The organism is Kocuria sp. U4B, assembly GCF_054875615.1.
This window is the reverse complement of the sequence record NZ_CM142180.1, coordinates 2,388,670-2,413,701: the sequence shown is the minus strand read 5'-3', so window position 1 is coordinate 2,413,701 and position 25,032 is coordinate 2,388,670. Positions and strand designations below refer to the sequence as shown.

Below are 25,032 nucleotides of genomic sequence, written 5' to 3'. Positions count from 1 at the left end.
AGTTCCCCCAGATGAACGGATGCTACGGCAAGGGCCACCGTTCGTCTCCGCGGACCACGGCTCAGTCCAGCAGGAGGATCTCGACCGGGGTCCCGGCCGGCAGCTCGGCGTCGCCCGGCGGGAGCACGGCGAGGGCGTTGGCGCGGGCGGCCGCCGCCAGCAGGTGCGATCCGGGCCCGCCGGCCAGGGCCACCGCGGTGCCGTCCCACACGGCGCGGCGCACCTGCGTCCTGCCGGGCAGGGGCCGCACGGCCTCCGCGAGCGGCGCGGTCAGGCGCGGCCGGGGGGCCGGGGCGCCGAGCACCGCGGTCAGGGCCGGGCGCAGGAACATCTCGAAGGACACGAGGGTGCTGACGGGGTTGCCCGGCAGGCACACGAACGGCACCCCGTGCGCGACCGCCAGGCCCTGCGGGCCGCCCGGCTGCATCGCGACGTGCACGAACTCGCCGCGGGACGCCAGCACCTGGCGGATCACCTCGTAGGCGCCCTCGCTGACCCCGCCGGAGGACACGAAGAGGTCCGGGGCGTGCGCGGCGTCGGCGGCGAGCCGCTCGGAGAAGGCCCCGGCGTCGTCGGGCACCAGGTGGGCGCCGGCCACCTCGACACCGGCCTCCGCGAGCTGGGCGGACAGGATCGCCGCGTTGGCGTCGTAGATCTGGGCGGGGCCGCGCTGGGCGCCGGGGGCCACCACCTCGTCGCCGGTCGTGTAGACCACCGCGCGCGGCCGGGCCCGCACCGGCAGCTCGGCCAGCCCGAGGGCCGCCGCCAGCCCGATCCGGGCGGGGGTCAGCCGCTGTCCCGCGCGCAGGGCCCGCTCCCCCGTCTCGATGTCCTCCCCGGCGCGGCGCACGAACCGCCCGGCCGGCTGCGCACCGGGGAGCCGCACGGCCGCGCCCGGGGCCGGGAACCCGCGGGGCAGCGCCTCCTCCACCGGGACCACGGCGTCCGCGTCCGGCGGCAGCGGCGCGCCGGTCATGATCGGGGCCGCCTGCCCCGGGGCGAGGGGCTGCGGGACGTGCCCGGCGGGCACGGGGGCGGCGACGACGAACGGCACCGTCCCGTCCTCCCCGGCGGGCCGGCGGCTGTCGGCGGCGCGGATCGCGAAGCCGTCCATCTGCGCGTTGTCGAAGGGCTGCAGGCTCAGGGGCGCCACCACGTCCAGGGCCAGGACCCGGCCGAGCGCCTGACGCAGCGGGACGCGCTGCACGGGCGGGCGCAGGTCCCGGAGGGCGTCGGTCACGGCCCGGCGGTGGGCCTCGACGCCGCGGGCCGGGGGGTGCGCGTGCCTGCTCATCCCCCCAGCGTAGGCGGAGGGCGGGAGGCCCGGAGCCAGGACGGGCCCGGCCCTGGCAGAATCGGCGCATGGCACGACGCGAGGTGGAGCTCACCGACGACGGCCGCTGGATCGTGGTGGACGGCCGCCGGTGGCGCCGTCAGGACCCCGAGCTGCCGCAGCAGGTCGAGGCCCGGCTGAAGTCGCACCTGGGCCGGGCCCGCTCCGCGGTGCGCACGGTCCGGCGGAGCGGCACGGAGGCCGAGCTGCGGGCCGTGCGGGACCGGGTGCAGCTGGCGAAGACGGGTCTCGGCGAGCGGGGGACGCCCTGGTGGGAGCAGACCCCCGAGCAGCGCCGGGCCCGCTGGACGGACGCCCTGGAACGGCTCGACGCGGCGGCGCCGCCCGGCGACGCCGGAGGCCCGGCGGCCGCCGTTCTCCGCATGCCGGACGCTGACTAGACTGGTCGGACGAGCCCGGCACACCCTCCCGGTGCGCCGGCCGAGACCCCGAGGCTGTGAGATGAGCGTTTCCCTGGGCATTCCGCAGGTCCGTGGTGCCGAGCTGGTGCCCAGTGGTGCTGGGCGCGCGGCGGGACTGGTGGACCGGCATGGGCGCCGGGCCACGGACCTGCGGCTGTCGGTGATCGACAAGTGCAACCTGCGCTGCACCTACTGCATGCCCGCCGCCGGGCTGCCCTGGCTGCCGGCGGCCCAGCTGATGTCCCCGGCGGAGATCACCCGGATCGTGGGCATCGCCGTGGACCTGCTGGGGGTCACCGAGCTGCGCCTGACCGGGGGCGAGCCGCTGGTGCGCCCGGACCTGGAGGAGATCGTCGCCGCGGTGGCCACCGCCCATCCGGGGCTGCCGATCTCGCTGACCACCAACGGGATCGGGCTCACCACCCGGGCCGCGGGCCTGGCGGCGGCGGGGCTGGGGCGGATCAACATCTCCCTCGACAGCCTGGACGCGGACACCTTCGCCGCCCTGGCCCGCCGGGACCGGCTCGCCGAGGTCCTGGCGGGGGCGGAGGCCGCGGCGGCGGCCGGGCTGGTCCCGGTGAAGATCAACGCGGTGCTCATGCGCGGGGTCAACGACCACGAGGCCCCCGAGCTGCTGGGCTGGGCGCTGGGGCGCGGGTTCGCGCTGCGGTTCATCGAGCAGATGCCCCTGGACGCCGACCACGGCTGGACCCGCGAGCACCTGGTCACCGCCGCCGAGATCCGCCACCGGCTGGGGCAGCGGTTCCGGCTGGTGGCCCACCCGGGCCCGCGGGCCGGGGCCCCGGCCCAGCTGTGGGAGGTCCACCCCCTGCCCACCGCCACCGGTGAGGCCGGGGGGACGCCGCGCTGGGCACGGTGGGGATCATCGCCTCGGTGACCGAGCCCTTCTGCGACCAGTGCACCCGGACCCGGATCACCGCCGAGGGGCGGGTGCGCTCCTGCCTGTTCTCCCACGAGGAGGTCGACCTGCTGGGGCCGCTGCGGGCCGGGGCGAGCGAGGCGGAGGTGGCCGATCGGTGGCGGGCGGCGATGTGGGCCAAGCCGGCCGCCCACGGGATGGACCGGCCCGGGCTGGGCTCGCCCGGCTATGTGCAGCCGGAGCGTTCGATGAGCGCGATCGGGGGCTGAGCGTGGTGCTGATCCGCTACTTCGCCGCCGCCCGGGCCGCGGCCGGGACCGAGGCGGAGGTCCTGGACCTGGGGCCGGGGGCCGTGGCCCGCCGGGAGGTCGAGGCCTGCCTGGCCGCCCGCCACCGCACCCCGCCGGTGGGGCAGCCGCCGCTGGGGCAGGTCCTGGCCCGCTCCAGCTTCCTGCTCGACGGGGTGGCCTGCCCCGACCCGGACACCCGCGTCCCGGCCGCCGCGACCCTCGACGTCCTGCCCCCCTTCTCCGGCGGCTGAGCCCGTGAGCACGCCGAGCTTCCACGCCGTGATCCTCGCGGGCGGGCGCTCCGCCCGGCTCGGCGGACACCCCAAGGCCGCGCTGCGGCACGAGGGCCGGACCCTCGTGGAGCTCACCGTGGAGGCGGTCCGGGAGGCGGCGGGCGTCGTGGTCGTGGGCCCCCCGGAGCTCGTGCTCCCGGAAGGGGTGCTGCGCACCCGGGAGGACCCGCCGTTCGCGGGTCCCGCCGCCGGCATCGCCGCGGGCCTGCGCGCCCTCGAGGCGCTCCCGGCGGCGGCCTGGACGATGACGCTGGCGTGCGACATGCCCGGGGTGCAGGCCGCCGTCGCCCGCCTGCGCGAGGCAGCGCGGGCGCAGCCGGGGACGGCGGGGTTCCTCGCCGTCTCCCCCGACGGGCGCCGCCAGCCCCTGGCCGCGCTCTACCGCAGCGAGGTGCTGCGGGGCGCCTGCGCGGGCCGGGACCTGACCGGCCGGTCGGTGTTCTCCGTGGTCGGCGACCTGCCCCTGGGCGACGTCACCGTGCCGGGGGACGCCACCGCGGACGTCGACACGTGGGACGATGTGCGGAGGCACCACCTGACCTGACCACGAACGGGCGGTCCCGACCGCCCGGGAGGAGCACGGCATGCCCAAGGACCTGAGCCCGGCCGAGAACGAGACCCTGGAGCAGTGGATCGCGGCGGTGCGCGCGGCCCTGGACGTCCCGGACGCCGAGTTCCCGATGGACCAGATGCTGGGCCTCACGGGGAGGGTCGCGCACCGCACCGTGCGCCCGGCCGTCCCGCCCACCGCCTACCTCATGGGTTTCCACGTCGGCCGCGCCGTCGCCGCCGGCGAGGACCAGCAGGGCGCCCTGCGCCGAGCCCTGCGCACCGTGGCCGGACTCGTGCCCACGGACCGCGCCACCACCGAGCGCCACGACACCGAGGAGAACTGATGCCCGGACTGCCCCCGCCCCCCGACTCCAACAGCCCGTACACCCACGCGCTGCCCGTCGTGGTGGACGACCGCGACACCCCCGCCCCCGAGCCCGAGCCGGTCGAGGCCCTGCACGACGCCGAGTGGCACCGGGCGCGGCAGTTCGCCTACGACGCCGCGGAACCGCTGCCCAGCCACTGGCTGCCGCTGCGGGAGGCCCTGGGCGAGGTCCTGGCCGAGGACGTCACCTCGCCGATCCCGGTGCCGCACTACGCCTCCTCCGCCATGGACGGCTACGCCGTGGCCGGGCCCCAGCCGTGGACCGTGGTGTTCCCCCAGCCCGTGGAGACCGACCCCCGCAAGATGCTGACCATCCCGCCCAAGGAGCTCTACCGGCCGGTGCTCAACCTGGAGCCGGGGCAGGCCACCCGCATCGTCACCGGCGGGCTGGTGCCCGCGGGCGCCCGGGCGGTGCTGCGGGACGAGTACGCGGACCTGTCCGCGGAGGGGACCGTGCTCACCATCGCCGCCCACGCCCCCTCGGCCGAGGACATCCCGTACGGCCAGAACATCCGGCGCACCGGCGAGGAGGTCGCCGCCGGGGACGTCATCCTGCACGCCCCGGCCGTGCTCAACCCCGCGCACATCGCCTTCGCGGCGGTCTGCGGCCACGACATGCTCCCGGTCCGCCGCCGGCCCCGCGTGACCCTGCTGCTCACCGGCAGCGAGGTCGTCGAGGACGGGATCCCCGAGCCCGGCCAGGTCCGCGACGCGTTCGGCCCCCAGCTGCCCACGTTCGTGGAGATGCTCGGCGGGTCCGTGGACCAGGTCCGCCGCGTCGAGGACACGGCCAAGGCCATGCTCGCGGCCCTCACCGAGGCCCCCTCGGGCATGGGCTCGGTGCTCGACGCCCGCTGCGAGGTCGTGATCACCACCGGCGGCACCGGGCACTCGCACGCCGACCACGTCCGGGCCGCCCTCGTGGAGCTCGGCGCCGTGTTCCTGCTGGACGGGCTCGCCCAGCGCCCCGGCCACCCCACGTTCCTGGCGCGGCTGCCGGAGGACGGGCCGTTCGTCGTCGGGCTGCCCGGCAATCCGCTGGCCGCGATGGTCAGCACGTTCACGGTCGCCGAGCCGCTGCTCGCCCGGCTGCACGGCAACCCGGTGCCGCCCACGCACACCGTCCCCGCGGCCGAGGACCTCCCCGGGCAGAAGGTCACCGCCCTGGTGCCCGGCTACCTGCACGACGGCACGGTCTCCCCGCGGGACCGGGTGGGCTCGAACATGCTCCGCGGCCTGGCGCACGCCGACGTGATCCTCGTGGTCCCGCCCGGCGGCGCGGCGGCGGGCCAGGACGTCGAGGTGGTCCCGCTGCCCTGGCGCTGAGCCGCACCAACCACCCGCGGCGCCGGGGGCCCGGACGCGGTGCGTCCGGGCCCCTCAGGCGCAGCGGGCGGCGGCGCCGGGGCCTGCCCGGGCCGCCCGTTCAGGCCGTGCTGAACAGGACGAGGGCGCCCACGACGAAGACGGTGGAGGCGGCCAGGGCGCACGCGAACTCCACCACGATCCCCAGGCCCGCGGCCCTGAGCGCCGCCCAGCTGGAGTCGAACGCGCTGCGCAGGTCCCGCTGGCGCGCGGTCTCGCTCAGCAGCAGCCCCACGAAGAAGCCCACGAAGACGCCCACCACGGGGATCACGAACAGCCCCACCACGGCGCCGGCCGCGGCGAGGACCAGGGACCTGTTGGGGATCTGCCGCCGCTTGAGTCGGGTGCCCGTGAGCACCGCGCTCGCGGCCATGCCGGCGAGGGCCAGGGCGGAGCCGAGGCCGAGCACCACCCAGCCCTCGACCGCCCGGACGGTGAACGCCCAGACGAGCAGGCCCACGACCACGAGGACCGACCCGGGCAGCACCGGCACGATCACGCCGAAGCACCCGACGGCGAGCAGGACGGCGGCGACGACGGTCGCGAGGATCTCCTCAGTCACGTCCTCATCGTAGGGGCACCGGCCCGGACGGACGGGCCCTGGTAGAGTAGTCGGGCTTTTGCCCGGATCCCCGGCGCACGAGCGTGCCCCCGAACCACATCGCACCGTTGCAGACTCCCACCAGTTGATCCCCCACCCATGCACCCTGACGAGGTCTCCCTTCATGACCAGATCCACCGACACGAAACAACGGCTCCTCGCCTCGATGCGCGCCCAGCGCATCCGGCAGCGCCTCCGACGGCCGCAGGGCCTTGACAAGACCGTGTTCGCCGCGAGCGGGCTGATCGCCCTGGCCTTCGTGGCCTGGGGCTTCGCGAGCCCCTCCTCCCTGGGCGCCGTGGCCGCGGGCGCCCTCGAGTGGGTGATGACCAGCACCGGCTGGCTGTTCGTGGTCGCCGCCACCGTCTTCACCGTCTACATCATCTGGATCGCCCTGAGCCGGTTCGGCCGCATCCCCCTGGGCCGCGACGGCGAACGCCCTCAGTTCCGCACCACCTCCTGGGTCGCCATGATGTTCGCGACCGGCATGGGCATCGGCCTGATGTTCTACGGGGTGGGCGAGCCCCTGTTCTTCTACATGTCCCCGCCGCCGGGCACGGTCGAGGGCCGGACGCCCGAGGCCATGCAGACGGCCATGGGCACCACCCTGTTCCACTGGACCCTGTACCCGTGGGCGATGTACGCGCTCGTGGGCCTGGCCATGGCCTACGGGACGTACCGGCTGGGCCGCAGCCAGCTGTTCTCCTCCATGTTCACCTCGCTGTTCGGCCCGCGCGTGGTCAACGGGATCGGGGGCAAGGTCATCAACGTGCTCGCGATCCTGGCCACCCTGTTCGGCTCGGCGGCGTCCCTGGGCCTGGGGGCGCTGCAGATCGGCGGCGGCCTCGAGTCCACCGGCCTGGTGGGGACCGCCGGCCGCTGGACGCTCGTGCTCGTCATTGCCGTCCTGACCGCCTGCTTCGTGGCCTCGGCGATCTCGGGGGTCGAGCGCGGCATCCAGGCGCTGTCCAACATCAACATGGTCCTGGCCGTGGTCCTCGCCGTCGTCGTGTTCGTCGGCGGCCCCACCCTGTTCATCCTCGACGTCATCCCCTCCGCGGTCGGCAACTTCGTGGGCGAGCTGCCCGTCATGGCCTCCCGCACCGCGGCCTCCGGTGACGAGTCGGTCGCCGCGTGGATGTCCTCGTGGACCGTCTTCTACTGGGCCTGGTGGATCTCCTGGACGCCGTTCGTCGGCCTGTTCATCGCCCGCATCTCCCGCGGCCGGACCATCCGCGAGTTCGTGGGCGGGGTCCTGCTGGTCCCCTCGGTCGTCTCGCTGATCTGGTTCTCCGTCTTCGGCGGCGGCGCGATCGGTCTGCAGGAGCGCGCCGAGGCAGCCGGGGACGAGGCCGGGATGCTGACGCGCATGGTCGACGGCGCCCCGGACCTCGACTTCGACCTGGCCCTGTTCGGGCTTCTCGGCGCCCTTCCGGTGCCGGCCCTGGTCGGCGGCGCGCTGGTCGTGCTCGCGATCGTGCTCGTGGCCATCTTCTTCGTCACCGGCGCCGACTCGGCCTCGATCGTGATGGGTAGCCTCTCCGAGAACGGCGCCGAGGAGCCCTCCAAGAAGTCCGTCGTGTTCTGGGGAGTGCTCACGGGCGGCGTGGCCGCCGCGATGCTGCTGGCCGGCGGGGAGGACGGCGCCGAGGCCCTGACGGGCCTGAAGAACATCACCATCGTCTCGGCCCTGCCGTTCGTCGTGGTCATGCTCGTGCTGTGCGTGGCGCTGTACAAGGACCTCGCGGCCGACCCGCTGGTCCTGCGCGGTGAGCTCGCCGCCTCGCTGCTGGAGGACTCGGTGGAGGCGGCCGTGGAGCGGCACGAGGGCGAGGACTTCGCGCTCGTGACGACCCCCGCCGCGGTGGATCCCGGCGAGGCCCCCGGCGAGGCACCTGACGCAGGGCCGGGGCTGCGCGCGGGGAGCTCCTCGCCCGCCTGACGGCCGCCTCGACCGCCCGGCGCGCCGTGCCCGTCCTCCGGGCACGGCGCGTCTGTCCCCCCAAGAGACGGCAGACCGGCAGCCCCTGTCGTCCCTAGCCTGGGCGGGATGGCCACCATCCATGTCCCCCCGGCGTGCCCGGAGGCCGAGGAGCGCCCCGCCACGGGCCCCTCGTGGCTGCTCCTGGCGTCCGTCGTGCTGCTGCTCGTGGGCACGGTCGGGCTGGTGCTCTCGAACGCGCCCCGCTGCTGCGGGAGTCCCTCCGGCGGGGAGGGGACGCCCTGGACCGCGCCCGTGCCCGAGCCGTGGGCCGACGACGTCCTGGCGGCCGCGGAGCTGTGCGGCCTGCCGCCCGCGGTCGTGGCGGCCCAGCTCGACGTCGAGAGCCGGTGGAACCCGCGGGCCGTCAGTCCGGCCGGGGCGCAGGGGCTCGCGCAGTTCATGCCGGACACGTGGCGGGAGTACGGCCGCGGCGACCCCTTCGACCCGCACGACGCCATCCGCGCCCAGGGGCTGTACCTCAAGGACCTGCGGCGGATGGTGGCCTCCCTGGATCCCGCCTCCCCCCGCGAGGAGATCGACCTCGTGCTCGCCGCCTACAACGCCGGGCCCACCGTGGTGCTGCGGCACGGGGGCATCCCGCCGATCGCCGAGACCCGCCTCTACGTGGCGCAGATCCGGGAGCTGGCCGCCACCACGTACGCCACGACGCCCGCCGGCCAGGGCGCGGGCTGAGGGTCAGCCGGCGCCGGGGCTCCGCCGCCGCCGGGCCAGGTCCCGCAGGGCGCTGCGCGCCGCGTGGCAGCCCGCCATGCCGTGCACCCCGCCCCCCGGGGGCGTCGAGGACGAGCACAGGTACACCCCCGGCGCCCCGGTGGCGTAGGGGTCCGGCTGCACGGCCGGGCGGAACACCTGCTGCAGCCCGTCCAGGGCCCCGCCGCCGATGTCCCCGCCCACGAGGTTCGCGTTCCAGGCCTCGAGCCGGCCCGGCGGGGTGTCCACCCGCGCCACGATCCGGTCTCGCACGCCCGGGGCGAAGCGCTCGAGCTGGTCGAGCACCCGCTCCCCCGCCGCCGGGTCGTCGCACCCGTGGGGCACGTGGGCGTAGGCCCACAGCACCTCCTGACCATCCGGGGCCCGCGAGCGGTCGGCGGCCCCCTGCTGCGCGACGAGCACGAACGGGCGCTCCGGGAGGCGGCCGGCCCGCGCCTCGGTCTCCGCGGCGTCGATCTCGGCGAGCGTCCCGCCCACGTGCACCGTCCCCGCCCGAGCGGTCCGGGGGTCGCGCCACGGCACGGGCCCGTCCAGCAGGAGGTCCACCTTGTAGGAGGCGGTCCCGTAGCGCCAGCGCGCCAGCGCCCGCCGGTACCGGGGCGGCAGCTCCAGGCCCCCGAGCCGCAGCACCTGGCGGGGCGTGAGGTCCAGGAGGACGACGTCGGCCGGGCGCACCTGCGCGAGGTCCGTCACCGGGGACCCGAGCAGGACCCGCCCGCCGTGCTCCTCGAGGTCGGCCACGAGGGCGTCGACGATCGCCTGCGACCCGCCGCGGGCCACCGGCCAGCCCGTGGCGTGGGCTGCGGCGCCGAACAGGGTCCCGAAGGCGGAGGTCAGCACGTGGCGCGCGGGCAGCACGGCGTGCACCGCCGAGCCCGCGAAGAGCCCGCGGGCCTGCTCCGTGCGGAACAGCGCCCGCGCCGTGGCCGCGGCCGGCCACGGCGCGCGCAGCCCGAAGGACGCCAGGGCCAGCGGGTGCGCGGGCGCGCGCACGAGCGGGCCCAGCACCGCCTCCACGGTGTCCTCCCACCGGTCCACCACGCCGCGGTGCAGCGCGGTCCACGCCGCGCCGTCCCGGCCGAGGCCCTCCGCGGTGCGCTCGAGGGAGCGGTGCAGCAGCCCGGGCGGCCCGTCGTCGAGGGGGTGCGCCGCCGCGATCGGCGGGTGCAGCCACTCGAGCCCGTGCCGGTGCAGGCCCAGGGCCGTGAACAGGGGGCTGGCGGCCCCGAACGGGTGGACGGCCGAGCCGAGGTCCGTCACCGTGCCCGGGCCCAGCACGGCCGCGGAGCGCGCCGCGCCCCCGGCCGTGGCCGCCGCCTCGTGCACCGTGACGTCCAGGCCCGCGCGCGCCAGCACCACGGCGGCGCCCAGCCCGTTGGGGCCGGAGCCGACCACCGCCGCGGTGCCCTGCACGGCCGGCGCCCTACTCCGCGAGCGCGCTGCGCATGGTGCGCAGCGCCACGGACAGGGACGCGAGCTCGGCGGCGGGCTCGCCGGTGGACGCGGCCTCGATCTCCGCGAGCACGTCCCGCAGCCGGCGCAGCCGCGCCTCGTTCGCCGCCTCCCAGGCGTCGACCTTGTCCTCGGCCGTCCCGCCCGGTGACGCGAGGGCCTGGTCGGCGAGCGCCACGAGGGTGGCGTAGACGTCCTCGCGCATCGCCATGCGGGCCAGGACCTGCCAGTGGGTCTCCTGCGGGAGCTGCGTGATCCGGTTGAGCAGGCTCTCGATGCGGTAGCGGTCGTAGAGCTGGAAGTAGACCTTCGCGATGGTCTTGATCTGCTCCTCGTCGATGTTGCCGTCCTCGCCGAGTCCGGTCCCGGAGGCGTGGGCGAGGCGGGCGACGTCGAGCAGGGCGAAGGCGTCGAGCAGCTGCGACCACACGCGGGCCAGGTCCGTGGGCACGCCCTGGCGCTCGGCCGTCTCCGCGAGGGTGTCGACGCGGTGGCGGGAGTCCATCCCGAGCAGCCGCTCCTCGATGTAGCGGACGTCCACGGTGGGCTTGAAGCGCTCCACGATCTCCTCGATGGGCCGCTGGGTCTCCCCGCGGTTGATCAGCCACCGCACCACCCGGTCCAGGACCCGGCGCATGTCGAGGAACATCCGGGTCCACAGCTCCGTGGGCACCCCCGCGGGGAGCTCGCGGTGGCGGTGGACGTAGTCCTCGAGGTCGTAGATCTGCACCGCGGCGACGAAGGCCCGGGCGATCTCCGCGGGCCCGGCCCCCGTCTCCTCGATGACCCGCTGGACGAACGGGACGCCGCCGTAGTTGATCACCTGGTTGGCCACGACGGTGCAGATGATCTCGGCCCGCAGGGGGTGGGTGTCCAGCAGGGGCCCGAACCGCTCGGTGATCTGCTCCGGGAAGTACTCCTGGAGCACCCGCCCGAACCACGGGTCGGCGGCGAGGTCGGAGTCGATGAGCGCCTGCGAGAGCTGGATCTTCGCGTAGGCCGCGAGCACCGACAGCTCCGGGGACGTGAGGCCCGTCCCGCGCTCGGCCACCCGGTCCCGCAGCTGCTCGTCCGTGGGCAGCGCCTCGATCCGCCGGTCCAGCTCCGCGTTCTCCTCGAGCCAGTGCACGAACCGGACGTAGGACTCGTTGTAGTGCGCCGTGCGCCCGCGCTCGGCGGAGAGCAGCACGTTCTGGGCGACGTTCGTCTCGAGCACGAGACCGGCCACCTCGTCGGTCATGGCCTCGATGAACCCGGCGCGCTCCTCCCGGGACAGCTCCCCGGCCACGACCATGCGGTCCACGAGGATCTTGATGTTGACCTCGCGGTCGGAGGACTCCACGCCGCCGGAGTTGTCGATCGCGTCCGTGTTGAGCAGCACCCCGTTGAGGGCCGCCTCGACGCGGCCGAGCTGGGTGCAGCCGAGGTTCCCGCCCTCGCCGACGACCTTCACGCGCAGGTCGCCGCCGTCGACGCGGATGGCGTCGTTGGCCTTGTCCCCCACGTCGGTGTTCGACTCCTGCGCGGACTTCACGTAGGTGCCGATGCCGCCGTTGTAGAGCAGGTCGGCGGGGGCCCTGAGCACCGCCTGCATCAGCTCGATCGGGGTCAGCTCCGCCACGCCGTCGGGCAGGCCCAGGGCCTCCCGGACCTGAGGGGAGATCGGCACGGACTTCGCGGTGCGGGGGTGGACGCCGCCGCCCTCCGAGATCTTCTCCGGGTCGTAGTCCTTCCAGGAGGAGCGGGGCAGGTTGAACAGCCGCTCCCGCTCGGCGTAGGAGACCGCCGGGTCGGGGTCCGGGTCCAGGAAGATGTCCCGGTGGTCGAACGCCGCGATCAGCCGGATGTGCTCGGACAGCAGCATGCCGTTGCCGAACACGTCGCCGGACATGTCGCCCACCCCGACCACGGTGAAGTCCTCGGCCTGGGTGTCCGTGCCGAGCTCGAAGAAGTGGCGCTTGACGGACTCCCACGCGCCCCGGGCGGTGATGCCCATGGCCTTGTGGTCGTAGCCGACGGACCCGCCGGAGGCGAAGGCGTCCCCGAGCCAGAACCCGTACTCGGCGGAGATCGCGTTGGCGGTGTCCGAGAAGGACGCCGTGCCCTTGTCGGCGGCCACCACGAGGTAGGAGTCCTGGCCGTCGCGGCGCACCACCCGCTCGGGGTGCACGACGACGTCGTGGCCGGCCTCGTCGCGGACCAGGTTGTCGGTGATGTCCAGCAGGGAGGCGATGAACAGCTTGTAGGCCTCCCGGCCCTCGGTCATCCACGCGTCGCGGTCCACGGCCGGGTCCGGCAGGTGCTTCGGGTAGAACCCGCCCTTCGCGCCGTTGGGGACGATCACCGCGTTCTTGACCATTTGCGCCTTGACGAGGCCCAGGACCTCGGTGCGGAAGTCCTCGCGGCGGTCCGACCAGCGCAGCCCGCCGCGGGCCACGGGCCCGAACCGCAGGTGCGTGCCCTCGACCCGCGGGGACCACACCCAGATCTCGTACAGGGGGTGCGGCAGCGGGGCGCTGCTGATCCGCCGCGGGCTGAGCTTGAACGCCATGGTGGGGCGCTCCTGGTACACGTTCGTGCGCAGCGTCGCGACCATCACCTCGACCAGGGCGCGCAGCAGCTTGTCGGCGTCCAGGGTGGGGACGGCGTCGAGCGCCCGCGTCAGCCGGTCGTGGGCGGCGTCCCGGAGGCCCTCCCGCACCGCGTCGTCGTGGGCGGGGTTGAAGCTGGTGTCGAAGAACCCGGTCAGGGCGCGGGTCACGGCGGGGAACGCCAGGAGGGTGTCGGCGATGTAGTCGAACGAGTTCGGGTGGCCCAGCTGGAGCAGGTAGCGGACGTAGGAGCGCAGCACGGCCACGGTCCGCCACGTCATCCGTTCGGCGAGGACGAGCCGGTCGAGCCCGTCGGACTCGGAGCGGTGGGACAGCGCCGCGCACAGGGCGTTCTCGATGAGGTCCTCGGTCCGGGCGTCCTGGGGGCCGATTGCGTCGACGCCCTCGGGCAGCCGCACGCCGAAGTCGTAGAGCTGGAACTTCCGCCCGTCGGCCGGCTGCACCGCGTACGGCTTCTGGTCCAGCACCGTCAGCCCCAGGTTCTGCAGCAGCGGCAGCAGCTCCGTGAGGGACAGGGACCGGGTGAGGTAGATGTTCAGCCGCACGCCCTCGGGCCCCGCGACGACGCGCACCTCCGCGGGCATGTCCGGGTCCCGGCCCCACAGCAGCTCGCAGCGCTGCAGGTCCTGGACCGCCTCCTCGATCTCGTAGTCCGCCCGGTAGGCGTCGGGGAACGCCTCCGCCCAGTTCTCGGCGTGGGTGCGGGCGAGCTCCTCGGGGAAGGAGCGGTGGATCGCACGGACCAGCGCCTCCGGCCAGGACCGCACGGCGGCCCGCAGCCGGGCCTCGAGGGCGTCGTGGTCGAAGGTGCGGACCTCCCCGGTGTAGGGCAGGCGGATGCGGAAGAACAGGCGGGCGAGGGTCGAGGACGTGAGCCGGGCGTCGAAGTCGATGGCCTCGGCGTCGAACGTCTTGCGCAGCTCCGCCTCGATCCGCCCGCGCACCGAGGTGTTGTACCGGTCGCGGGGCAGGAAGACGACGGCGGACATGAACCGCCCGAAGTGGTCCTGGCGCAGGAACAGCCGGGTCTGGCGGCGCTCGTCCAGGCCCATGACCCCGCGCATGATGTGGTAGAGCTCGTCGGCGGTCATGTGGAACAGCTCGTCGCGCGGGTAGTCCTCGATGTTGCCCATGAGGTCGCGGGCGGAGTGGGAGTCCTCGAGGAAGCCGAACCGGGCGGCGACCTGCGCCATCTTCTCCTTGAGCAGCGGCGTCTCGCGGACCGGGGTGTTGTAGGCGCGGCGGGTGAACAGGCCGAGGACCAGGTACTCGCCCACGATCCGCCCGCTCTGGTCGTACTTCGCGACGCCGATGTAGTCGAGGTACTCGCGGCGGTGGATCGAGGACCGGCGGTTGGCCTTGGTGACGAACAGGGTCCCGGCCTCGCGGGCGTGCTCACGGCCCAGGCCGGTGAGGACCTGGCGGTGCGGGCGGTCGTCGCGCTCCTGGAGCAGCCCGAGGCCGGTGCCGGGGACGCTGACCAGGGACAGGCCCTCCCCGGACTCCTCGAGGTCGTACTCCTTGAAGCCCATGAGGATGAAGTTGCCCTGCAGCAGCCAGTTCAGGAACTCCTGGGAGGGCCGCACCAGGGGCGGGTGGCCGCCCTCCGGCAGCTCCAGGTCCTCGAGCTCCTCGAGGTCGAGGGCCAGCAGCTTCACCCGGTGCCGCAGCTTCGGCTGGTCCCGGCTGATCCGGTGGACGTCCTCCAGCAGGTCGTTGAGCCGGTCCACGAGCTGCCGGGCCCGCTCGTCGGAGAGCGGCTGCAGCAGCTCCACGGAGATCCACGACTCCACGGTGCGCGTCGTGCCGGCCTCCGCGCGCAGCCCGGCGAGGCTGGGCAGGGCGGTGGTGTCACCGCTGGAGCTCGCCGACAGGTCGGGCACCGGCTGCAGGTCGCGCAGCTCGTGGTCCTCCCGGCCGCGCCCGGCCACCAGCACGGGGTGGATGACGAGCCGGGCGCCTCCCCACTTCGCGGCGATCTCCGCGGTCACGGTGCTCACCAGGTAGGGGACGTCCTCCGTGACCACGAACACCACGGAGGCGGAGCCCTCCTGGCGCACGCCCACGGCGATCCCGCCGGGCGCCCGCACCCGGCCCACCTCCCGGTGGTGCTCGGCGCGCTCGCGCAGCTGCTCCTCGGTGCGCCGGAGCAGGTCCTCCCGGGGCACGTGGCGGTAGTACTCGTTGATCCACGACCGCTCCCCGCCCCACTGCGGGGTCTTCTCGAGCACCGGCAGGGCCGCGGTGCGGTCCTCCTCGGGAATCGCGTACAGGTCAGGGGCCACAGCCGCATCACGCCTTCGTCAGCGGAGGCGGCGCACCGACGCGTTCTGTGCGCCGTCGTCGCCGCCTCAGAGGGTGGACGGTCCCTCGTGGGGCCGTCCCTGGTCGCTTCAGCTTATTGAACCAGCGCGTGGCTGTCAGGGGGCGGTGGACTCCGTGGCGTCCACGTCGACCGCGTCCAGGGTCTCGAGGCGGACGGGGACGACCTCGCAGTTGCCCACCCGCGGGTGGGCCTCCCCGTCGAGCTCGGAGACCGTGAGCCGGATGAGCGAGCCGTGCGCCACGACCAGGACGTTGCGCCCGGGGTGCTCGTCCCGGATCCGGCGCAGGGCCTCGCGCCCGCGCCGGGCCACCGCGTCGGCGGGCTCGCCCGCGGACAGGATCCGGTCCCGCTCGTCGACGGGCAGCCCCGCGAAGCTCCTCCCCTCGTGCGGGCCGAAGCTGCGCTCGATCAGCTCGGGGTAGGTCGCGGTGAGCTCCAGCCCCACGGCCTCGCCGATGATCCGTGCGGTCTCCACCGCCCGCCCCAGGGGCGAGGACACCAGGACGTCCCAGGTGAGGGCCTCGGCGCGCAGGTGCCGGCCGGCGGCGCGGGCCTGCTCCCGGCCGGTCTCGTTGAGGGGCACGTCCGTGGCCCCCTGGAGCCGTTCGGCGAGGTTCCAGTCGGTCTGGCCGTGGCGGATGAGCACGATGCGTCCGGAGGTCGTCACGTGCTCCACTGTGGGCGAGACCCGCCCGGAGGGCAAACGGGGCCCCGGTCCTCCTGCTCGGAGGACCGGGGCCCCGTTCCTGCGCAGCGGCCTACTGGCTGCCCTCGTCGGCGTCGTCGGGACGGGGCGCGCGCTCGCGCTCCTCGACGGCGGAGCGGACCTCGGGGCTGTCGGTGTCGTCGACCCACGGCTCGCTCTGCCGGTGCTCCTCGACGTGGTTGGGCTGCCGGGCCTGGAGTGCGTCCTCGACCTCGTGCTTCATCTGGTCGTCGAGCTCCGACCCGTGCTTGGTGTTGCCTCTCTCGGCCATCGTGGTCCTCCTCGTCCGGTTCGGTTCCTGCAGTGGTCCCGCCCGGGAGCTCCCGCGGCGGGCGGGGGGCGGGTCAGTCGGTGTCGGAGGCGTCCTCGAGCAGCCCGCGCTGCGCGCGGTCGGCGGCCTCGGAGGAGCCCTCGGGCAGCGGATCGGTGGCCGGGGGCACCTGGCTGGGGGCGTAGTCGGCCAGTCCGGCGGCCACGCGCTCCTGCTCGGTGGCAGCGGCCAGGGCGTCGTCGTCGAGGTGGTCGGGCATGCCCGCGTGCCCCTGGGCGATGGGCTGGGGCAGGGCGTCCTCCTCGGGCACGATCACGTCGTCGAGACTCGGCGCGTCCTCGTTGTCGGCAGTGGTCACAGCAACCTCCTTCGCTTGAACGTGCACTCCACCCTAGTGACCGGGACCACCCAGGGGAACCACCCGCGGCCGGCCGGCCGTCCGGCGGCGCCCGGGAGGGGCCCGGGCGGGACACGGCGCGGTCCGGGGCCGGGGTCCTGGACGAAGCGGGGCAATGGGAGTTGAGTGACTGCCATGACCACCTTCACGAACACCACCCGTGTGCCCCACCCGGTCGAGGACGTCTTCGGGTGGCACGCCCGGCCCGGCGCCCTCACGCGGCTCACCCCCGCGTGGGCGGGCTCCGTGGTGGAGGAGTCCTCGCCCCCGCTGCGGGACGGCACGCGCTCGCGGCTGCGGATCGCGGTGCCCGGCTCGTACGGGCTCGCCTCGGTGCCCTGGACCGCGGAGCACCACGGCTACGTGCCGGACCGGGAGTTCCGCGACCGCATGGTCAGGGGGCCTCTCGCCTCGTGGGAGCACCGGCACCGGTTCGACGACGACGGGAACGGCGGGACCGTCGTCACCGACACGGTCCAGTACGCGGCCCTGCCCGGCCGCCGGCAGTTCGGGGACCGGTTCATGGCCTCCACCCTGGCGCGGCAGTTCGAGGCCCGCTCCCGCCGCCTGCTCACGGACCTGGAGTTCCACGCGCGCTACTCCTCCCGCCCGCTGACCGTGGCGGTGACGGGGGCCTCCGGCACGATCGGCAGCCAGCTCGCCGCGCTGCTGAGCACCGGCGGGCACACCGTGCTGCGCCTCGTGCGCCGCCCGGCCCGCACACCGGGGGAGATCTCGTGGGACCCCCGGACCGGGGAGCTGGACGCGGCGGCGCTGCGGGGCGTCGACGTCGTCGTCAACCTGGCGGGGCGCAGCATCGGCGGGCGGCTCACCGACCGCGCCAAGGAGGAGATCCACGACTCGCGGGTGCGCGGCACCCGCCTGCTCGTGCGCGCGATCGCCGAACTGGGCGAGGACGCCCCGGCCGCCCTGGTCAGCGCCTCCGCGATCGGCTACTACGGTGCCGACACCCACGGGGAGACCGTCACGGAGAAGTCCTCCCCGGGGGACGACTTCCTCGCCCGGGTCTGCGTGGCCTGGGAGGAGGCCGCGCAGGAGGCGCAGGCGTCGGGCACCCGGGTGGTGGTCGTGCGCACCGGGATCGTGCAGACCCCCGCCGGCGGCGCGCTGAAGGCCCAGCTGCCCCTGTTCCTCGCGGGGCTGGGCGGCCGGCTGGGCTCCGGGACGCAGTGGCTGAGCTGGATCTCCCTGGACGACGTCGTGGGGCTGTTCGCCCACGCCGTCCTCTCCCCCGCCCTGCACGGGCCGGTCAACGCCGTGGCCCCCATGCCTGTGACGGGCGGGGACTACGCCCGGGCCCTCGGCAAGGTCCTGGGCCGGCCCGCCCTGCTGCCGACCCCGGGGTTCGGCCCGAAGCTCGTGCTCGGGTCCGAGGGCGCGCAGCTCATGGCCCTGGCGGACCAGAAGGTCTCGGCGGACCGGGCCATCGACCGCGGCTACCGCTTCCGTCACCCGGACCTCGGCTCGGCGCTGCGGGAGGAGCTGGGCCGCTTCTGAGCTCCGCGCCGTCCGGGCCGCGACGGCACGGACCCCCGCCGGCACGGGGCCGGCAGGGGTCCGGAGAGCGGGAGGAGAGGCTCAGACCTCCTCGACGTCGACGCGCTCCTGGCGCACGGTGTCCTCGACGACCTCCGTGCGCTCGGTGCGGCGCACGACGAGGCGGACGCGCTCGTAGGGCACGCGGACGGTCTGCACCACGGGCACGTCCCGGTAGAGGATGACCTCGTCCTCGCCGAGGGGCAGTTCCTGCCCGTCGAGGAAGGCCTGGCGCTCCTCGTCGGTGATGGGGGTGCGGACCTCCTCGACGTCCTCGGACACGAGGGTCTGCTCGGCGCGGGCCGGCTCCTCGACCACGTACTTGCGCAGCCGGACCCGCCCGGACTCCACCTGCTCGGTGCCCACGCGCAGCCGCTCCTCGTGGCGCACCACGGAGGCGCCCCCGTCGTCGCGTGCGAGGCCGGCTCCGGCGTCCGCCCCGCCCGGGGCGGACGGCTCGCCGACCGGTCCGTCGGCCGAGTGCCGGCCGGTGACCGGCTCCTGCTCGACGGCCCGCTCCCCGGTGCCGGTCGTGGTCGCCGCGGCGGCGGGCCCGTCGGCCGCGTGCCGGCCCCGCTCCTCGCCGACGCTCTCGTGGCGGTCGCCGGCCGTGGCGTCGGCGCCCGTGAGCGACTCGCCGGTGGCGCGCACGCCGGGGCCGGCGTTGCGGCCGGCGTCGTCGCCGTGGCGGTCGGCGTCGTCGTCCCCGGCGTCGATGTTGTAGGCGGGAGCGCCACCGCGCGGATCGCGGGTGTCGGTGGCGCCGGTGGTCGCAGAGCCGCCGATGTCGCCGTTCTCGCGACCGTAGGCGTTGTGGTCCCAGAGCTCGGTGGAGGAGCTGGGCGGGTGGAGCTCCACGCCGGAGTCGTCCTGAGCGGACCGGCCCGGACGCCCCGCGGGGGAATCCGGGGCGAACGTGCGCTCGTCGGAGGTGGACATCGTTGGCACTCCTCGGGTCGACGCTGGTGGTCACTACATTATCAGCAGGGTGATCGCCCCCGGCCAGCCCCTCTCCGGGGGACGGCCGTGCGCGCCCCCGGCGGGTCCGCCCTTGTCCGGTCGCCCCCGCGGTGCCAGTATCGATGCATGAGCACGTGGACCGTCCTCGCGGCCGCCGGGACGAACCCGCTGGTTCCCCAGGCGGGGGAGAACGCGGTGACAGCAGCCGGCGCGGTCGTGGTCGCGCTGATGGCGTCCGCGACCGTCTCGCTGCTGCGCACGCCCGGCCAGGACCAGGTCCTGCGCCTGCTCTGGCTGCTCGTGATCCTCGCGTTCCCCGTGGCCGGCGCGGCCCTGTGGTTCGCCCTCGGCCGCCGCGCCCCCCGCCCCCGGGACCCGCACCCGGCGTAGCCCCACCGTCCGCCCCGGTGGAGGACCCGGCACAGAAAGGAATCCGCATGAGCCATTCCCAGGACGGGCACGGGTTCTTCACCCGGGCCCTCGACGCCGAGGACCGCGGACGGCTCGACGAGGCCGAGACCGCCTACCAGCAGGCCATCGTCCTGTTCGAGGAGGAGGGCGACGCCCTGCAGGAACAGGCCGCGTGCCACTACAACCTGGGTCACCTCTACCTGGGGATGAACCGGCCCGGCCGCGCGGTCACCGCCTACGAGAACGCCCTCGGGCTCTTCGGGAGGATCTCCGGCAGCGGACGGCACAAGGCCCGCACGCACCTGATCCTGGGGAGCCTGCTGCTGGAACTGGACCGCCCGCGCGACGCCGAGGGACACCTGCTCGACGCGCTCGGCCAGTACCTCGACACCCCGCACGAGCCGCAGGACCAGGCGCAGTGCCACGTCAACCTCGCCCGGGTCTACGAGCTCGGCGACCGCTCCTCCCAGGCGCTGGCCGCCTACAACCGGGCGCTGGACTTCTACCAGGAGACCGAGGGCACGGCCGGCGACCAGGCCGAGTGCTTCACCGCCCTCGGGCGCCTGTACGAGCGGGCCGGCCGGATGAAGGAGTCCGGTTCGGCTTACACGGCCGCCGCCCGCCTGCGCTGGGCCGCCGAGCAGCAGCGCCGGGAGCAGGAGGACCCCACGCGGGACGCCGGGGTGCCGGAGGGCGAGGAGCGCCCTTGAGCTCCCGACTGATCTACGGCTGCATGACGCTCGGCGGGTCCTGGGACGACGGCCCGCTGGACGCCGCGACGGTGGACCGGGCCCGGGCGGCGGTGCGCGCGGCGAGAGCGGCCGGCATCACGGAGTTCGACCACGCGGACATCTACGCCCACGGCAAGTCGGAGGAGGTCTTCGGGCAGCTCCTCGCGGAGGATCCGGAGCTGGGCCGCGGGATCACCGTCCAGACGAAGTGCGGGGTGCGCCTGCCGGGCAACACCACCGCCCCGGGCGCCCCCGCGCACTACCGGCTGGACCGGGACACCATCCGCCGCAGCCTCGAGGGCTCGCTGCGGCGGCTCGGGCTCGACTCCGTGGAGCGGCTGATGCTCCACCGCCCGGACCCCCTGGCCGACCCGCGCGAGGTCGCGGCCGCGCTGGACGAGCTGCGCAAGGAGGGGCTGATCCACTCGGTGGGCCTGTCCAACATGTCCGTGCGCCAGGTGTCCCACTACCAGCAGCTGCTGGCCACGCCCGTCACGGCCCTGCAGCTGGAGCTCAGCCTCCGGCACCGGGGCTTCGTGGAGCACCAGATCCTCGTCAACCAGACGGAGGCCGCCACCCAGCCCTTCTCGGAGGGGACCCTGGAGTACTGCGCGGCCAACGGCGTGGAGGTGCAGGCGTGGGGCGCCCTGGCCCGGGGCCTGTACACCGGCGCCCCGATCCCGCCCGAGGACCGGCACGCCGCCGCCACCGCGCAGACCGTCCACGGGATCGCCCGCGCGCACGGGGTCTCCGGGGAGGCCGTGGTCCTCGCGTGGCTGATGAGGCACCCGGGCGGGATCCGCCCGGTCGTCGGGACGACGGAGCCCGAGCGGATCGCCGGGTGCGCCCAGGCCGAGGCCCTCTCCGCCCGGCTGGGCCACGAGGAGTGGTACGCCCTGCTCACCGCGGCCCGCGGCGAACCCATGCCCTGACCGGGACCGTCCGCCCGACCACGCCCGGGAGCTCCCGCCCCCTCCGGGCGCGGCGCGCTCGTGCCCGCAAGCTTCTTGAGTCCGCACCGGCCCGGCGGCGCGGACGCCCCCGCGCGCCGGCGCCCTCGCCCGTCCATGCCGTGGCGCTCGTTCCCGCGCCGCTCGGCGAGGCCGCCCCGCCCCGGCGCACCGAGCAGCGGACACGTGCCGCCGACCGGCTGACCGGAGAGCCCGGAAGCCTTCCCCCCCGGACCGCCGGGACGTCGCACCGCGCGTTCACGGGGCGGCCCACGGTTCGCGGCGCGGTTGACATGTGCGGTGCACCACAGAGACCATGATCACATAACAAAAACTGTTGCCACAATATGGAAACCGATGCCCGCGGGCTCCCGCATGTTGTGGACCGAGAGAAGGACACCTCATGAGCGCAGCCGCGACGACCGGTGCGGCCCCGGCCGCCCATGTCAAGACGCCGAGGAAGGCGGCCCTGGCCAGCTGGATCGGCTCGGCCCTGGAGTACTACGACTTCGCCGTCTACGGCACCGCCGCCGCGCTGGTGCTCAACCACCTGTTCTTCCCCGCCGAGACCTCCCCCGGGGTGGCGATCCTGCTGTCCATGGGCACGGTGGGCGTGGCCTACGTCGTCCGGCCCCTGGGCGCGCTGGTCATGGGCCCGCTGGGGGACCGGCTGGGGCGGAAGTTCGTGCTCATGCTCACCCTGTTCCTGATGGGCGGGGCGACCTTCGCGGTGGGCTGCCTGCCCACCTACGACCAGGCCGGGCTGCTGGCCCCGGCCCTGCTCGTGACCTGTCGAATCATCCAAGGGCTGTCGGCCTCCGGGGAGCAAGCCAGCGCGATCTCCGTCTCCCTGGAGCACGCCAACGAGCCCCAGCGGGCCTTCACCACCAGCTGGACCCTGCAGGGCACCCAGTTCGGCACCCTGCTGGCCACGGCCGTGTTCATCCCCTTCACCCTGGTCCTCACCGAGGAGCAGCTGTTCAGCTGGGGCTGGCGCGTGCCGTTCTGGCTCTCCGCCGTCGTGGTGGTCGTGGCCTACCTGATCCGCCGCCACCTGGAGGAGCCGCCCGCCTTCGAGCTGACCAGGGCCGAGCTCCCCAGCGAGAAGCCGGCCACCCCGCTGTCGCTGATGCTGAAGCACCACAAGAGCGCCGTGGCCCGGATCGCGTGCGCGGCGATGATCAACACCGTCAACGTGGTCTTCCTGGTGTGGTCGCTGTCCTTCGCCACCTCCGTGGTGGGCCTGGAGCGCTCGAGCATGCTCTGGGTCTCCGTCATCGCCAACGCCGTGGCCCTGCTCGCGATCCCCGCGGCGGCCATGGTCGCCGACCGGGTCGGGCGCAAGCCGGTGTTCATCACCGGGGCGGTCGGCGCGGCAGCCATGATGTACCCCTACCTGGCCGCCGTCCACGCCGGGAACTGGACGTTGATCTTCCTCCTCGGGGCCGTCATGTCCGGGTTCTTCTACTCGATGGCCAACGGCATCTGGCCCTCCTTCTACGCCGAGATGTTCCCCACCCGGGTGCGCGTGACCGGCCTGGCCCTGGGCACCCAGATCGGCTTCGCGGTCTCCGGCGGCTTCGCCCCCGTCCTGGCCAGCTCCCTCGCCGGAGCCGAGGGGGACAACTGGCTGGGCGTCGCGGGCTTCGTCACCGGCGCCTGCCTGATCGCCGTGGTCGCCGCCCTGACGGCCAAGGAGACCAAGGACAAGACCCTGGAGCAGATCGACGCCCTGCACACCCCCCGCGCCGAGGCCGGCGAGCTGCCCGCGCCCGTCGTCCGGGGCGAGGCGCAGGCCGAGGCCGCGGCGCCGGCGGGAGCCGTCCGCTGATGCGCACCTCGATCGCGACCGTCTGCCTCTCGGGCACCCTCGAGGAGAAGATGCACGCCGCCGCGGCGGCCGGCTTCGACGGGATCGAGGTCTTCGAGCAGGACCTCGTCGTCTCCCCCTCCTCGCCCGAGCAGATCCGCTCCCTGGCGGAGCGGCTGGGCCTGACCCTGGACCTCTACCAGCCGTTCCGCGACGCCGACGCCGTGGGTCCCGAGCAGTTCGCCGCGAACCTGCGGCGCGCCGAGGCCAAGTTCCGGCTGATGAACCGGCTGGGCACGGACACGATGCTCGTGTGCTCCAACGTGGCCACCGCCGAGTTCGACGACAACGCGCTCATGGCGTCCCAGCTGCGCGAGCTCGGGAAGCTCGCCGCCCGCTACGACGTGCGGCTCGCCTACGAGGCGCTCGCGTGGGGGAGGTTCGTCAACGACTTCGAGCACGCCCAGCGGATCGTGGACCTCGCCGACCACCCCAGCGTGGGCACCTGCCTGGACAGCTTCCACATCCTCTCCCGCGGCTGGGACCCCGCGCCGATCGAGGGCATCGCGGCGGAGAGGATCTTCTTCGTCCAGCTCGCCGACGCGCCGCTGCTGAGCATGGACGTGCTGTCGTGGTCCCGCCACCACCGCGTGTTCCCGGGCGAGGGCGACTTCGACATGGTCGGCTTCATGACCCACCTCGTGCGCGCCGGCTACGACGGGCCCGTGTCCCTGGAGATCTTCAACGACGCCTTCCGCCAGGCGGACGTCAACCGCACCGCCGTGGACGGGCTGCGCTCGCTGCGCTGGCTCGAGGACCAGACGCGGCGCGCCCTCGAGGGGGAACCCGTCCGGGACCCCCTCGCCCTCCAGGCGCTGCCCGCGGTCGAGGAGCCCAGCGGCTACGACTTCGTGGAGATCCGCACGGGCCGCCTCGGGGAGACCACCCGCCTGCTGCACCAGCTGGGCTTCGCCCTGGGCGGGCACCACCAGTCCAAGGAGAACGTGCAGCTGTGGGTCCAGGGCCCGGTGCGGATCGTCGTCAACGACGACGTGCCCGAGGGGTCGCCCACCGGGATCGCGGCGCTCGGCTTCGACGTCGCGGACCCGGACGCCGCCCTCGAGCGGGCCACGCGCCTGAAGGCCCTGCCCGTGCCGCGCTCCCAGCGCGCCGACGAGCAGGTGCTGCGGGGGGTCTTCGCCCCGGACGGCACGGAGGTCTTCTTCTGCGCGGGCGGGGGCAACGGCGTCCCGGCGTGGCTGGGCGAGTTCGGCGCGGACGAGGAGCCCGACGCCGGGGGCGTCGTCACCGGGGTGGACCACATCAACATGGCCCAGCCGTGGCAGCACTACGACGAGGCCGTGCTGTTCTACACCTCGGTGCTCGCCCTGGAGGCGCAGCCCGCCCAGGACGTCCCCGGCCCGTCGGGGCTGGTGCGCAGCCAGGTGATGCGCTCGGCCAGCGGCGCCGTGCGGATGCCGCTCAACGTCGCCCCGGCCGCCGCGGAGCAGGGCTCCTTCGTGGGCGCTGCCTATCCGGAGCACGTGGCCGTGGCCTGCACGGACGTCTTCGCGGTGGCCCGGCGGGCCCGCCGCCGGGGGCTGGACTTCCTGCCGGTGCCGCAGAACTACTACGAGGACCTCGACGCCCGCTTCGACCTGGACGACGCGTTCCTGGCGTCCCTGCAGGAGCTGAACCTGCTCTACGACCGGGACGCCGACGGCGAGTTCCTGCACTTCTACACGGGCACCCTCGGCACGGTGTTCTTCGAGGTGGTCGAGCGCCGTGGCGGCTACGCCGGCTACGGGGCGCCCAACGCCCCGGTCCGCCTGGCCGCGCAGTACCGGCGCTCGCAGGCCGCGCAGCGCCCGCGGTCGCAGTCCTGAGCCGGTCCCGCCCCCCGGTCGCCGAGTCCCCATCCCGGTCACCGAGTCCCCAAGGTGCTCGCATTCCCCCACGAACGATCATGGGGAAATGCCGGTGCCTCGGGGACTCGGCGCATCGCACAGGAC

The 25,032-nt window shown here is 74.7% G+C and carries 21 protein-coding genes and 1 pseudogene; 14 read left to right on the top strand and 8 right to left on the bottom strand.

From position 1 onward, the window contains the following. Nucleotides 1–61: 61 nt before the first annotated feature. A complete protein-coding gene (locus ACYSMR_RS11455; protein WP_461745339.1) occupies nt 62–1,294 on the bottom strand; it encodes a molybdopterin molybdotransferase MoeA in 1,233 nt (410 codons plus the stop codon). A 68-nt stretch (nt 1,295–1,362) separates the two neighbouring features. On the opposite strand from ACYSMR_RS11455, the gene ACYSMR_RS11450 reads away from it, so the two are divergent. From ACYSMR_RS11450 to ACYSMR_RS11425, 6 genes and pseudogenes are all read left to right on the top strand, one after another. Then, nucleotides 1,363–1,734 (top strand): biopolymer transporter Tol, encoded by a 372-nt coding sequence (locus tag ACYSMR_RS11450; RefSeq protein WP_461745337.1) that lies wholly within the window; start codon nt 1,363–1,365, stop codon nt 1,732–1,734. A gap of 61 nt (nt 1,735–1,795) precedes the next feature. Next, nucleotides 1,796–2,904 (top strand): annotated as a pseudogene (gene moaA, locus ACYSMR_RS11445) (GTP 3',8-cyclase MoaA). A 2-nt stretch (nt 2,905–2,906) separates the two neighbouring features. Further along, complete coding sequence (locus ACYSMR_RS11440; protein WP_308222224.1) at nt 2,907–3,176, top strand: MoaD/ThiS family protein; 270 nt, start codon at nt 2,907–2,909, stop codon at nt 3,174–3,176. A gap of 4 nt (nt 3,177–3,180) precedes the next feature. Continuing rightward, complete coding sequence (mobA, locus tag ACYSMR_RS11435; RefSeq protein ID WP_461745335.1) at nt 3,181–3,762, top strand: molybdenum cofactor guanylyltransferase; 582 nt, start codon at nt 3,181–3,183, stop codon at nt 3,760–3,762. Nucleotides 3,763–3,802: 40 nt separating this feature from the next. After that, nucleotides 3,803–4,114: a DUF6457 domain-containing protein gene (locus tag ACYSMR_RS11430; RefSeq protein WP_251334397.1), complete on the top strand. Its 312-nt coding sequence runs from the start codon at nt 3,803–3,805 to the stop codon at nt 4,112–4,114. After that, nucleotides 4,114–5,481 carry a molybdopterin molybdotransferase MoeA gene (locus ACYSMR_RS11425; protein WP_251334398.1) on the top strand — a complete coding sequence of 456 codons (1,368 nt, stop codon included), beginning with the start codon at nt 4,114–4,116 and terminating at the stop codon, nt 5,479–5,481. The genes ACYSMR_RS11430 and ACYSMR_RS11425 overlap by 1 nt, the downstream gene beginning before the upstream one ends. Nucleotides 5,482–5,581: 100 nt before the next feature. Here ACYSMR_RS11425 and ACYSMR_RS11420 read toward each other — a convergent pair whose 3' ends face one another. Then, the gene (locus tag ACYSMR_RS11420; protein ID WP_309125744.1) at nt 5,582–6,082 is read right to left on the bottom strand and encodes a DUF456 domain-containing protein; all 501 of its coding nucleotides are present in this window, start codon (nt 6,080–6,082) and stop codon (nt 5,582–5,584) included. 163 nt (nt 6,083–6,245) lie between these two features. Here ACYSMR_RS11420 and ACYSMR_RS11415 point away from each other — a divergent pair, with 163 nt between their 5' ends. Together ACYSMR_RS11415 and ACYSMR_RS11410 are read left to right on the top strand one after the other, a co-directional pair. Continuing rightward, on the top strand, nt 6,246–8,063 hold the full coding sequence (locus tag ACYSMR_RS11415; protein ID WP_461745332.1) for a BCCT family transporter: 1,818 nt from the start codon (nt 6,246–6,248) through the stop codon (nt 8,061–8,063). A 108-nt stretch (nt 8,064–8,171) separates the two neighbouring features. Further along, entirely contained in the window at nt 8,172–8,798 is a 627-nt protein-coding gene (locus ACYSMR_RS11410) for a lytic transglycosylase domain-containing protein (RefSeq protein ID WP_251334400.1), read from the top strand. A 3-nt stretch (nt 8,799–8,801) separates the two neighbouring features. Here the strand turns inward: ACYSMR_RS11410 and ACYSMR_RS11405 are convergent, their stop codons facing one another. The 5 genes from ACYSMR_RS11405 to ACYSMR_RS11385 all read right to left on the bottom strand — a co-directional run bounded on the left by ACYSMR_RS11405 (nt 8,802) and on the right by ACYSMR_RS11385 (nt 16,562). Further along, entirely contained in the window at nt 8,802–10,250 is a 1,449-nt protein-coding gene (locus ACYSMR_RS11405; protein WP_461745330.1) for a phytoene desaturase family protein, read from the bottom strand. 10 nt (nt 10,251–10,260) lie between these two features. Next, the gene (locus ACYSMR_RS11400) at nt 10,261–15,186 is read right to left on the bottom strand and encodes an NAD-glutamate dehydrogenase (RefSeq protein ID WP_461745328.1); all 4,926 of its coding nucleotides are present in this window, start codon (nt 15,184–15,186) and stop codon (nt 10,261–10,263) included. A gap of 135 nt (nt 15,187–15,321) precedes the next feature. Beyond that, complete coding sequence (locus ACYSMR_RS11395) at nt 15,322–15,894, bottom strand: histidine phosphatase family protein (protein ID WP_461745326.1); 573 nt, start codon at nt 15,892–15,894, stop codon at nt 15,322–15,324. A 91-nt stretch (nt 15,895–15,985) separates the two neighbouring features. Further along, entirely contained in the window at nt 15,986–16,204 is a 219-nt protein-coding gene (locus ACYSMR_RS11390) for a hypothetical protein (RefSeq protein ID WP_461745324.1), read from the bottom strand. A 73-nt stretch (nt 16,205–16,277) separates the two neighbouring features. Then, on the bottom strand, nt 16,278–16,562 hold the full coding sequence (locus ACYSMR_RS11385; protein WP_461745322.1) for a hypothetical protein: 285 nt from the start codon (nt 16,560–16,562) through the stop codon (nt 16,278–16,280). Between the two features lie 174 nt (nt 16,563–16,736). On the opposite strand from ACYSMR_RS11385, the gene ACYSMR_RS11380 reads away from it, so the two are divergent. Further along, nucleotides 16,737–18,119, top strand: a complete 1,383-nt coding sequence (locus ACYSMR_RS11380) for a TIGR01777 family oxidoreductase (protein ID WP_461745320.1) — start codon at nt 16,737–16,739, stop codon at nt 18,117–18,119. A gap of 81 nt (nt 18,120–18,200) precedes the next feature. On the opposite strand, the gene ACYSMR_RS11375 is transcribed toward ACYSMR_RS11380, so the two are convergent. Beyond that, nucleotides 18,201–19,097 (bottom strand): YsnF/AvaK domain-containing protein, encoded by an 897-nt coding sequence (locus ACYSMR_RS11375; RefSeq protein ID WP_461745318.1) that lies wholly within the window; start codon nt 19,095–19,097, stop codon nt 18,201–18,203. Nucleotides 19,098–19,244: 147 nt separating this feature from the next. Between ACYSMR_RS11375 and ACYSMR_RS11370 the strand changes: the two genes are divergently transcribed. The 5 genes from ACYSMR_RS11370 (at nt 19,245) to ACYSMR_RS11350 (ending at nt 24,906) form a co-directional block, all read left to right on the top strand. Continuing rightward, the gene (locus ACYSMR_RS11370) at nt 19,245–19,508 is read left to right on the top strand and encodes a PLDc N-terminal domain-containing protein (protein ID WP_309126555.1); all 264 of its coding nucleotides are present in this window, start codon (nt 19,245–19,247) and stop codon (nt 19,506–19,508) included. Nucleotides 19,509–19,555: 47 nt separating this feature from the next. Beyond that, a complete protein-coding gene (locus ACYSMR_RS11365) occupies nt 19,556–20,239 on the top strand; it encodes a tetratricopeptide repeat protein (RefSeq protein ID WP_251334409.1) in 684 nt (227 codons plus the stop codon). Further along, the gene (locus ACYSMR_RS11360) at nt 20,236–21,192 is read left to right on the top strand and encodes an aldo/keto reductase (protein WP_461745315.1); all 957 of its coding nucleotides are present in this window, start codon (nt 20,236–20,238) and stop codon (nt 21,190–21,192) included. The genes ACYSMR_RS11365 and ACYSMR_RS11360 overlap by 4 nt, the downstream gene beginning before the upstream one ends. Nucleotides 21,193–21,613: 421 nt before the next feature. Continuing rightward, nucleotides 21,614–23,041: an MFS transporter gene (locus ACYSMR_RS11355; RefSeq protein ID WP_461745313.1), complete on the top strand. Its 1,428-nt coding sequence runs from the start codon at nt 21,614–21,616 to the stop codon at nt 23,039–23,041. Further along, nucleotides 23,041–24,906, top strand: coding sequence for a bifunctional sugar phosphate isomerase/epimerase/4-hydroxyphenylpyruvate dioxygenase family protein (locus ACYSMR_RS11350; protein ID WP_461745311.1), 1,866 nt, complete (start codon nt 23,041–23,043; stop codon nt 24,904–24,906). The genes ACYSMR_RS11355 and ACYSMR_RS11350 overlap by 1 nt, the downstream gene beginning before the upstream one ends. Nucleotides 24,907–25,032 lie beyond the last annotated feature (126 nt).

Excerpts from the sequence above, each read along its gene's own strand:
- ACYSMR_RS11455 (WP_461745339.1), bottom strand. The coding sequence starts at position 1,294 with ATGAGCAGGCACGCGCACCCCCCGGCCCGCGGCGTCGAGGCCCACCGC.
- ACYSMR_RS11450 (WP_461745337.1), top strand. The coding sequence starts at position 1,363 with ATGGCACGACGCGAGGTGGAGCTCACCGACGACGGCCGCTGGATCGTG.
- ACYSMR_RS11430 (WP_251334397.1), top strand. The coding sequence starts at position 3,803 with ATGCCCAAGGACCTGAGCCCGGCCGAGAACGAGACCCTGGAGCAGTGG.
- ACYSMR_RS11425 (WP_251334398.1), top strand. The coding sequence starts at position 4,114 with ATGCCCGGACTGCCCCCGCCCCCCGACTCCAACAGCCCGTACACCCAC.
- ACYSMR_RS11415 (WP_461745332.1), top strand. The coding sequence starts at position 6,246 with ATGACCAGATCCACCGACACGAAACAACGGCTCCTCGCCTCGATGCGC.
- ACYSMR_RS11410 (WP_251334400.1), top strand. The coding sequence starts at position 8,172 with ATGGCCACCATCCATGTCCCCCCGGCGTGCCCGGAGGCCGAGGAGCGC.
- ACYSMR_RS11390 (WP_461745324.1), bottom strand. The coding sequence starts at position 16,204 with ATGGCCGAGAGAGGCAACACCAAGCACGGGTCGGAGCTCGACGACCAG.
- ACYSMR_RS11380 (WP_461745320.1), top strand. The coding sequence starts at position 16,737 with ATGACCACCTTCACGAACACCACCCGTGTGCCCCACCCGGTCGAGGAC.
- ACYSMR_RS11375 (WP_461745318.1), bottom strand. The coding sequence starts at position 19,097 with ATGTCCACCTCCGACGAGCGCACGTTCGCCCCGGATTCCCCCGCGGGG.
- ACYSMR_RS11370 (WP_309126555.1), top strand. The coding sequence starts at position 19,245 with ATGAGCACGTGGACCGTCCTCGCGGCCGCCGGGACGAACCCGCTGGTT.
- ACYSMR_RS11365 (WP_251334409.1), top strand. The coding sequence starts at position 19,556 with ATGAGCCATTCCCAGGACGGGCACGGGTTCTTCACCCGGGCCCTCGAC.
- ACYSMR_RS11355 (WP_461745313.1), top strand. The coding sequence starts at position 21,614 with ATGAGCGCAGCCGCGACGACCGGTGCGGCCCCGGCCGCCCATGTCAAG.
- ACYSMR_RS11350 (WP_461745311.1), top strand. The coding sequence starts at position 23,041 with ATGCGCACCTCGATCGCGACCGTCTGCCTCTCGGGCACCCTCGAGGAG.